The 6,807-nt window shown below is 70.0% G+C and carries 8 protein-coding genes and 1 tRNA gene; 5 read left to right on the top strand and 4 right to left on the bottom strand.

The window, feature by feature from the left end:
- The first annotated feature begins 131 nt into the window (after positions 1-131).
- Positions 132-1,085 carry a sigma factor-like helix-turn-helix DNA-binding protein gene (locus tag AC067N_RS12310; RefSeq protein WP_478678823.1) on the top strand — a complete coding sequence of 318 codons (954 nt, stop codon included), beginning with the start codon at positions 132-134 and terminating at the stop codon, positions 1,083-1,085.
- An 11-nt stretch (positions 1,086-1,096) separates the two neighbouring features.
- A complete protein-coding gene (locus tag AC067N_RS12305; protein WP_478678822.1) occupies positions 1,097-1,903 on the top strand; it encodes a hypothetical protein in 807 nt (268 codons plus the stop codon).
- 82 nt (positions 1,904-1,985) lie between these two features.
- On the opposite strand, the gene AC067N_RS12300 is transcribed toward AC067N_RS12305, so the two are convergent.
- From AC067N_RS12300 to AC067N_RS12290, 3 genes are all read right to left on the bottom strand, one after another.
- Positions 1,986-2,285, bottom strand: a complete 300-nt coding sequence (locus tag AC067N_RS12300) for a zinc-ribbon domain-containing protein (protein WP_478678821.1) — start codon at positions 2,283-2,285, stop codon at positions 1,986-1,988.
- 127 nt (positions 2,286-2,412) lie between these two features.
- A complete protein-coding gene (locus AC067N_RS12295; RefSeq protein ID WP_478678820.1) occupies positions 2,413-3,114 on the bottom strand; it encodes a hypothetical protein in 702 nt (233 codons plus the stop codon).
- A 151-nt stretch (positions 3,115-3,265) separates the two neighbouring features.
- Positions 3,266-3,592, bottom strand: coding sequence for a GYD domain-containing protein (locus AC067N_RS12290; RefSeq protein WP_478679118.1), 327 nt, complete (start codon positions 3,590-3,592; stop codon positions 3,266-3,268).
- A 292-nt stretch (positions 3,593-3,884) separates the two neighbouring features.
- Here AC067N_RS12290 and AC067N_RS12285 point away from each other — a divergent pair, with 292 nt between their 5' ends.
- A complete protein-coding gene (locus AC067N_RS12285; protein WP_478678819.1) occupies positions 3,885-4,358 on the top strand; it encodes a YxiG-like protein in 474 nt (157 codons plus the stop codon).
- A gap of 122 nt (positions 4,359-4,480) precedes the next feature.
- Here the strand turns inward: AC067N_RS12285 and AC067N_RS12280 are convergent.
- Positions 4,481-4,553, bottom strand: a tRNA-Arg gene (locus AC067N_RS12280).
- Positions 4,554-4,786: 233 nt separating this feature from the next.
- Here AC067N_RS12280 and AC067N_RS12275 point away from each other — a divergent pair.
- A complete protein-coding gene (locus AC067N_RS12275) occupies positions 4,787-5,926 on the top strand; it encodes an ABC transporter ATP-binding protein (RefSeq protein ID WP_478678818.1) in 1,140 nt (379 codons plus the stop codon).
- A 146-nt stretch (positions 5,927-6,072) separates the two neighbouring features.
- Positions 6,073-6,807: an ABC transporter permease gene (locus AC067N_RS12270; RefSeq protein ID WP_478679117.1), complete on the top strand. Its 735-nt coding sequence runs from the start codon at positions 6,073-6,075 to the stop codon at positions 6,805-6,807.

Below are 6,807 nucleotides of genomic sequence, written 5' to 3'. Positions count from 1 at the left end.
GCGGAGTCCGTGCCCGGTCCGGCGGCCGATCACGCGTCTGTTGAGGCTGACTCCGTGCCCGGTCCGGCGGCCGATCGCGGGACGGTATGGACCGATCGCGGATCCCTCGCGGCTGATGAGGAGCGCACGGCGTGACCCCCTCCCTGTCGCGGCGGCCCGGAGGGGGGCCGCCGGCGGGCAAGCCCGGCCGGAAACTCGGGCCGATAGCCGAGGGCGTGGGCGCCGCCCACCGTGCCTGGCTGGAGCCCCTGCGCCACCGCTTCCTGGCCAGCGGTCTGACGATCAGCGAGCTGAGCTACCGGTCCGGCTGGGCGAAGTCGAAGATCTCCGAACTGCTGCGCGGCACGGGCCGCTACCCGCGCTGGGAGATCACCTACGGCCTGTTGGACGTCCTCGACGTACCGAGCTGGCCGATGCGCCGGCTCTGGATGGCCGCCGCGCTGGAGGCGGAGAAGAAGCCCGACTGGATAGACGGCTGCATCCAGAACCGCCCGCTCCCGCCCGGACGGGCGACCGTGTCGACCGGGCCCGCCGTACCCCCCTTGGAACACCAGGCGTTCACCGAGCTCAACCGCTCCGCCTATCTCGCCTACGCCCGGCTCTTCCTCGGCGCGGACGAGGCGAGGGAGGTGGTCGCGGAGACGTTCGACGTGCTGTGGTTCCGCTGGGACGAGGCGCTGGCCAGTTCCGACGTCGTGCCGTTCGCCTGGTCCGTGCTGCGCCGGAGCGTGATGGCCCGCGCCCGCCATGTCGACGGCTGCCCTGAGCTGGCCCGCACCGCGTTCGACACGGTCGCCCTGAGCGTGCTCTCGACGCCCGAGGCGCGGTTCGCGCAGATCGAGGAGTCGATGGCCCTCTTCACGGCGATCAGCCGGCTGCCCGCCCACCAGCTGGACGTCATGGTGCTCACCTATCTGCGCGGCATGGACCACGCCGCGGTCGCCGACGTACTCGGCGTCCCCATCGCCTCCGTCCACACGGCCGACCGGTACGCCCGCAAGACCCTCACCGCGACGCTTCACCTCCGGCAGAGGAAAGAGAACGACCCGGAGCCCCAGAACCACCCGGGAGAGATCCCCGAATGATCCCCACGCCGATGACTCCCATGCCCCCGCCGACCCCGCTGGACGAGCTCCTCGCCCGGGCCCGCCTTCTCGATGCGCCGGTGACACCCCCCGACATAGTCCCGGGCGGCCGCTGCCGGGCCCCGCTCGTCGGCTCCGCCCGCCAGCACGACCGTACGCGCACGATGGCGGCCCGCGACCTGCGCACCCTCTGCGAGACGGTGCTGGCCCACACCACCACCGACGCCCTCCAGGCCTTCGTCACCGAGCACCTGCCCGAGCCGCCGGGCGCCCGTGTCCTCGGCTGCATCCTCCAGCTCGCCGACGCCGAGGACAGTGCCCGCTCCTGGTGGCAGTACGCGGCCGGCGCCGGTGACGACCTCGCCTCGTACTGCCTCTACCTCCAGCACCTGGTCCTCGGCGACGCGGAGGCGGCGGCGTGGTGGCGCGAGCAGACCGGCATCGGCACCCGCCCGGCACCCGAACCCCTCATGGCGGTCCCCGACGCCGGCGTCCCCACCGCGTACGACGCCAGCTTCCCGACGGTGCTCCGCGCCCTCACCCACCTGGACCGCACGGCCCTGCCGCGCACGGAACTCGTCGACGCGGTCATGCACTACGTCCCCGGGGCGGTGACGCTCGGCTACGTCGACAACCCCGACTTCGAGCTGCCTCTCCCGCGCCCCGACTTCGCCGAACACATGACGATCCTGCTGGCGGCGGCCACCGCCGCGGACTCCTGGACGGATCCCCCGTCCCCCCACCGAACGACCCCCCGCCCACCACGGCTGCCGCGCCGGGGCGCGGCCGGTGGAAAGGGGACGGACGGAAGAGGCTGATCCCGCCCCAGGCGCACGGCACCGGCCTGGAGCACCGTTCCGGAAGGAGCCGGACCTTCGGAAGCAGGGGGCCCGGACGGCTTCAGGACTGGTACGGCTGCTGCTGGCCCTGCCCCTGGTACTGGCCGCTCTGGCCTCCCGCGCCCGCGCTCTGCGCCTGGAGCTGCTCGGCCTGCTCGGCGGTCACCTTCTGCTCCGCCCCGCAGAAGGTGCACTGCGTCTGGTACTTCGTCGAGACCGGGAACAGCGGGACGAAGAACAGCGTGAACTTCGTGACCCGCTTCCTCAGCGTGTGCGCGGCGGGATTCCCGCACTGGCCGCACACCAGCGTGAGTATCGCGAGCTGGTACAGGTAACCCTTGGTGCCAAAGATGATCAGCATCTCGATCCTTCCCGGTGGTGCCTTCCGGCACTCTGCCCCCAGTGTGCACTGCGACCGAGGCGTATGGGGGTACGGGTGGCGAGGAGAACCGCAGCAAGGGGAACGGGACACTCTCCTCCTCCTGCCATCAGGGACGTTGCGCCTTCTGCAACCGTTCGACCTGCCGCTTGATCAGATCGGCGGGGAAGGAGACCCTGCCGTCGATGGTGAACCGTCGGAACATCACGATGGTGTTCCCGGCCCGTACGACGGTGAACTGTTCGTTGCGGTCTCCGGGGAACTCGGGGCCCATGGGGACGATCTCCCGGAATCGCACGGCCTCGTCCCCCACGTCCGGGGCCTTCTCGGTCCTGAGCGAGACTTCGAACTTGCCCACCCATCCTGTGCCCTTGTACGAGCGGCAGGAGTCGAGGGCCCGCTTGAGCTGTGCGAATGCCTGCCGGGCCTTCCCGTCCTCGTAGGAGGCGAGCGTCGAGCCGCCGGCCCAGATGTCGCCCTCCCAGTTGAAGACCTGAAGAACCACATTGGACGCGCGCTCCCCCTCGCGGATGTCGAGCATGGTCTGGCAGGCGGGCTCGGAGACCGGTGGAAATGAGGTCCGCTCCTCCTTCGGCTGAGGGTCCTGCACAGGTGTCCCGGCCTCACGCGCCCCCTCGACCTCTCCCTCCTTGAAGGCGAGCGCCCGCAGCTGTGCTCGCGTCAGAGGCGCCGGGGCGGCCTCGGCCGACGCGGTCGTCCGCGGTCCCACCGATCCAGGTGGCGCGTCCGGCCCGGCGGAACACCCCGAGACCAGCAGGACCCCGGCCATCACAGGACCGAGTGCCGCCATGGACCTCAACGTGCTGACCTGCATGAATGTCCCCCCGGACCGTGAGCGCGAGCCCGCTGACGGTAGCGGTACCCGGGCATCCGTGACCAGGGCTTTTATCAGCCGGGCCGGAGCGGGCCCCGCCGCCCCGGGACCTGGCGTCGCAACGTCCCTAGGCGCCGGGAGCCCGGTATCGGATCTGCCCGGCCTTGCGCAGGGCGTCCATGGTCTCGTCGACGGTCAGGAGAACGGTCGTCTCGAACGAGCTGAGCGCTCCGCCCCCGCTGATCGCCAGGGCGACCGCGGCCATGGAGACGTTGTCGGGGGCCTCCCACAGGTTGTAGCCGTCGCGGGTGCCGAACGCGTACCAGAAGCCGTGGAGCTTGCCACCGACGGACTCGATGTACGACTGAGCGGCCTTCGCGCGGTCCTCGGGGTGGCCGATGAGTCTGGCCCAGGTCTCCGGCGTGTAGCTGAACCTGGACAGGTAGAGCGGCATCATGTCTCCCTTTCGTCCCAGAAGGGATGCCCCCGCCCGGTGGGAAACGTCCCGGTAGCCCTCGGTGTATCCCCCGAACGGCCGGGAAAGGGGGGCCGGCGCGGCCACTGCCGGCTTCCGGAGGACCCGGGTCAGGAAGCCGAGTCGTCGAGGCCGAGGCGGATCACGGCGACGTGGGGGATAGGAAGCTTCCGGCTAAGGCTTGTTCGAGCGCTCCTTGTGGAGTCTTCAGCCCCTGGCACCTGTAGATATCAGGCTGCCAGGGCTGATCGTGTGGGATAGAAACGGTCGCATGGACGCCGCAATGCTTGAGCAGAAGCTGGACGAGATCTTCGATCAAGCCGTCGTCCACCATGGATACACCAGCTACATGCGCGACTACGAGGTCATCGTCTACGTGACGGCGGACCCCCGCACAGGCATCGAGCCGGCGTATCTGCGGTATCTCTTCCGGTACTGCGTTGAGGCCCGGTGCGAATCGTCCGTGGTGCCGGAGACGTGGCGTGTCTCTTTGGACGACCGCCTCATCGACCATGAGACGGGCGTCGTCCTTGACGGGTACGTCTGGGGCGTGAAGTGGCACCCCCTGTACCCAGGTGCGAAGGTCCTCCCGGAGTCGGAAGCGACCCGTCGTTGGGCGCAAGCCGTGGGGGTCGACTTCCATGAGGTTCGCATCGAGACGAACGCGCACCGCCTCACCCTGCTCTTCTCGGACCTGCAGGTCAGCGAGGTGCCGGACGCGTCCGTGCCCTTTCCCATGAAGTAGCGGGTATCCCTTCCGCTCGACGAGCTGCCGAGTGGACGTAGTTGCACGCGTGTGGCACGGCCTCGGACACCACGAAGGGCCAGCCTGGGAGGAAACCCCTCCTGAGCTGGCCCTTCTGTCTGTGCCCCCGGCAGGATTCGAACCTGCGACACCCGCTTTAGGAGAGCGGTGCTCTATCCCCTGAGCTACGAAGGCGGGGTGGCGTACGTGGTGGTTCGCCGCGGCCAGTGTAGCGGGTGGTGGTGGGGCGGTCGGATCAGTTTGAGGTCGGTAATTCGGTTCCCTCGGGTGGGGGGCTGGGCCTAGCATCGACGCCGTTGTGTCGAACGGTGTTCGGTATTTCGGACGGGTGTCAGGGTGGTGTCGGGAACGCGTTCCCGACGGTGCGGGCGCGGCCCGCGGCAGGGGCGCCGAGCAGAACGGATGTGATGCCATTGACTGCGGTGATCGAGGCGCGCGGGCTGTCCAAGGTGTTCCATACGACCGTGCGCCGGCCGGGGCTTGCCGGGGCGCTCAGGTCGCTCGTCCAACCCGAGCGCGTCGCCAAGGTCGCGGTGCGGGATGTCGACTTCCGTGTGGGCAGAGGGGAGTTGCTCGCACTGCTCGGGCCCAACGGGGCCGGGAAGTCCACCACGATCAAGATGCTCACCGGCATCCTCACCCCCACCTCCGGTGAGGCGCTCGTCGCCGGTGTCGTGCCGCACCGGGACCGGGAGCGCAACGCCCGCAACATCGGCGCCGTCTTCGGGCAGCGGACCCAGTTGTGGTGGGATCTGCCCGCCCGGGAGTCGTTCGCGATCCTCCGCGACATCTACGGCGTTCCCGAGGACCGGTACCGGGAACGGATCGACGAGTTCGACGGGCTGCTCGAACTCTCCGAGTTCTGGGACACGCGCGTCCGGCATCTGTCGCTCGGGCAGCGTGTCCGGTGCGATCTCGCCGCCTCGCTGCTGCACGACCCTCCCGTCGTCTTCCTCGACGAACCCACCATCGGCATGGACGTGGTCGTGAAGGAGCAGGTCCGGCGGTTTCTGCGGCACCAGGTCGAGGAGCGGGAGCGGACCGTACTGCTCACCACCCACGACATGACCGAGGTCGCCCGGCTCGCCGAGCGGGTCGTCCTCATCAACCACGGCCGGATCGTCCTCGACGGGCCGCTCCAGGAGATACGGCGGCGCTTCGGCGGCACCTGGCAGATACGCGCGACCCTCGCCGACCCCGCCGACGTCCAGGAGATCGAGGGCCTGGAACCCCTCGCGAGCGTCGACGGAGCCGACGGCGGCCGGCGCGACCTCTCCGCACTGCCCGGTTTCGCCGGCGTCGGCGTCCTGCGCAGGGAAGGGCCCCGCGTCGTGTTCGGGCCGGTCGGGGACGACGCCCCCACCGTGCACGAGGCGCTGAAGGCCGTCATCGGACGCTTCCAGGTCACCGATCTCGCGCTGGAGGAGAACGACCTCGAGGACGTCATGCGCTCCGCCTACCTCAGCGAAGTGCCGGGGCAGGGCCTCCGGGACTCCGGGGACTCGTCCGCGTCGGCCGCCGTCACCTCCGCCTCCCGGGGCGGCTGACCATGGCCCCCACGACGCCCGTCCCCACCACCCCCACGCCCTCGACCCCCACACCCCCCACCCCCGCCCTCACCACCTCCACCCTCTCCCGCGTACGGCGCGTCGCCTCGATCACACCGCGGGGTGAGTTCCTCGCGCCGCCCCGGATGACCGCCACCGCCGTGCGGCTCTTCGTGCAGGTGTGTCTGGTCGTCTACCTCTGGCGGGGCCTGTACGCGAACACCGAGTCCAGCGCCGGGCTCGACGAGACCCAGGCCGTCGGGTACGCCGTGCTCGCCGTGCTGGCGGGCCGCATCAGGGGGCTGGACCGGCGCGCCGGGCGCGACACCGTCATCCAGCATCTTCACTTCGGCACGATCGTCTACTGGTACCTGCGGCCCATGCGGCCCCAGCGCTACTACGCGCTGCGCGCCCTCGGCGACCAGGTGTACGGCTTCGCCTGGGTGCTGGGCGGCTACGTGCTCTGCCTCGCCGCCGGCGTCGTCGCCCCGCCCGCCTCCTTCGAGGTGGCCGCGGTCTTCCTCGTGAGCATGCTGCTCGGCCAACTCGTCCTGTACTACGTGATGATGCTGGTCGACCTGCTGTGCTTCTGGACGCTGCGCAACGAGGCGGCGCTCCTCATCCTCGTCTTCGCCCAGAACCTGCTCTCCGGTGTGTACGCGCCGCTCTGGTACTTCCCGGACTGGTTCATCACCCTCAGCGCGTTCCTGCCCTTCCAGGCGACCCTCGGCGTACCGCTCTCCATCTACGTCGGGCGCATCGGGGTCGGTGACGCCTTCGGGCAGATGGCCGTCCAGGGCGTCTGGATCGTGCTGCTCGCCCTGCTCACCCGCCGGCTGTGGGACAGGGCCGGCCGTCGTGTCGTGGCCCAGGGAGGATGA

It is taken from the genome of Streptomyces sp. NPDC042364, assembly GCF_056437585.1.
Note: the sequence above shows the minus strand (reverse complement) of the source record. Positions and strands in the feature narration are given on the sequence as shown.

Excerpts from the sequence above, each read along its gene's own strand:
- AC067N_RS12300 (WP_478678821.1), bottom strand. The coding sequence starts at position 2,285 with ATGCTGATCATCTTTGGCACCAAGGGTTACCTGTACCAGCTCGCGATA.
- AC067N_RS12285 (WP_478678819.1), top strand. The coding sequence starts at position 3,885 with ATGGACGCCGCAATGCTTGAGCAGAAGCTGGACGAGATCTTCGATCAA.
- AC067N_RS12275 (WP_478678818.1), top strand. The coding sequence starts at position 4,787 with ATGCCATTGACTGCGGTGATCGAGGCGCGCGGGCTGTCCAAGGTGTTC.
- AC067N_RS12290 (WP_478679118.1), bottom strand. The coding sequence starts at position 3,592 with ATGCCGCTCTACCTGTCCAGGTTCAGCTACACGCCGGAGACCTGGGCC.
- AC067N_RS12295 (WP_478678820.1), bottom strand. The coding sequence starts at position 3,114 with ATGGCGGCACTCGGTCCTGTGATGGCCGGGGTCCTGCTGGTCTCGGGG.
- AC067N_RS12305 (WP_478678822.1), top strand. The coding sequence starts at position 1,097 with ATGACTCCCATGCCCCCGCCGACCCCGCTGGACGAGCTCCTCGCCCGG.
- AC067N_RS12270 (WP_478679117.1), top strand. The coding sequence starts at position 6,073 with ATGACCGCCACCGCCGTGCGGCTCTTCGTGCAGGTGTGTCTGGTCGTC.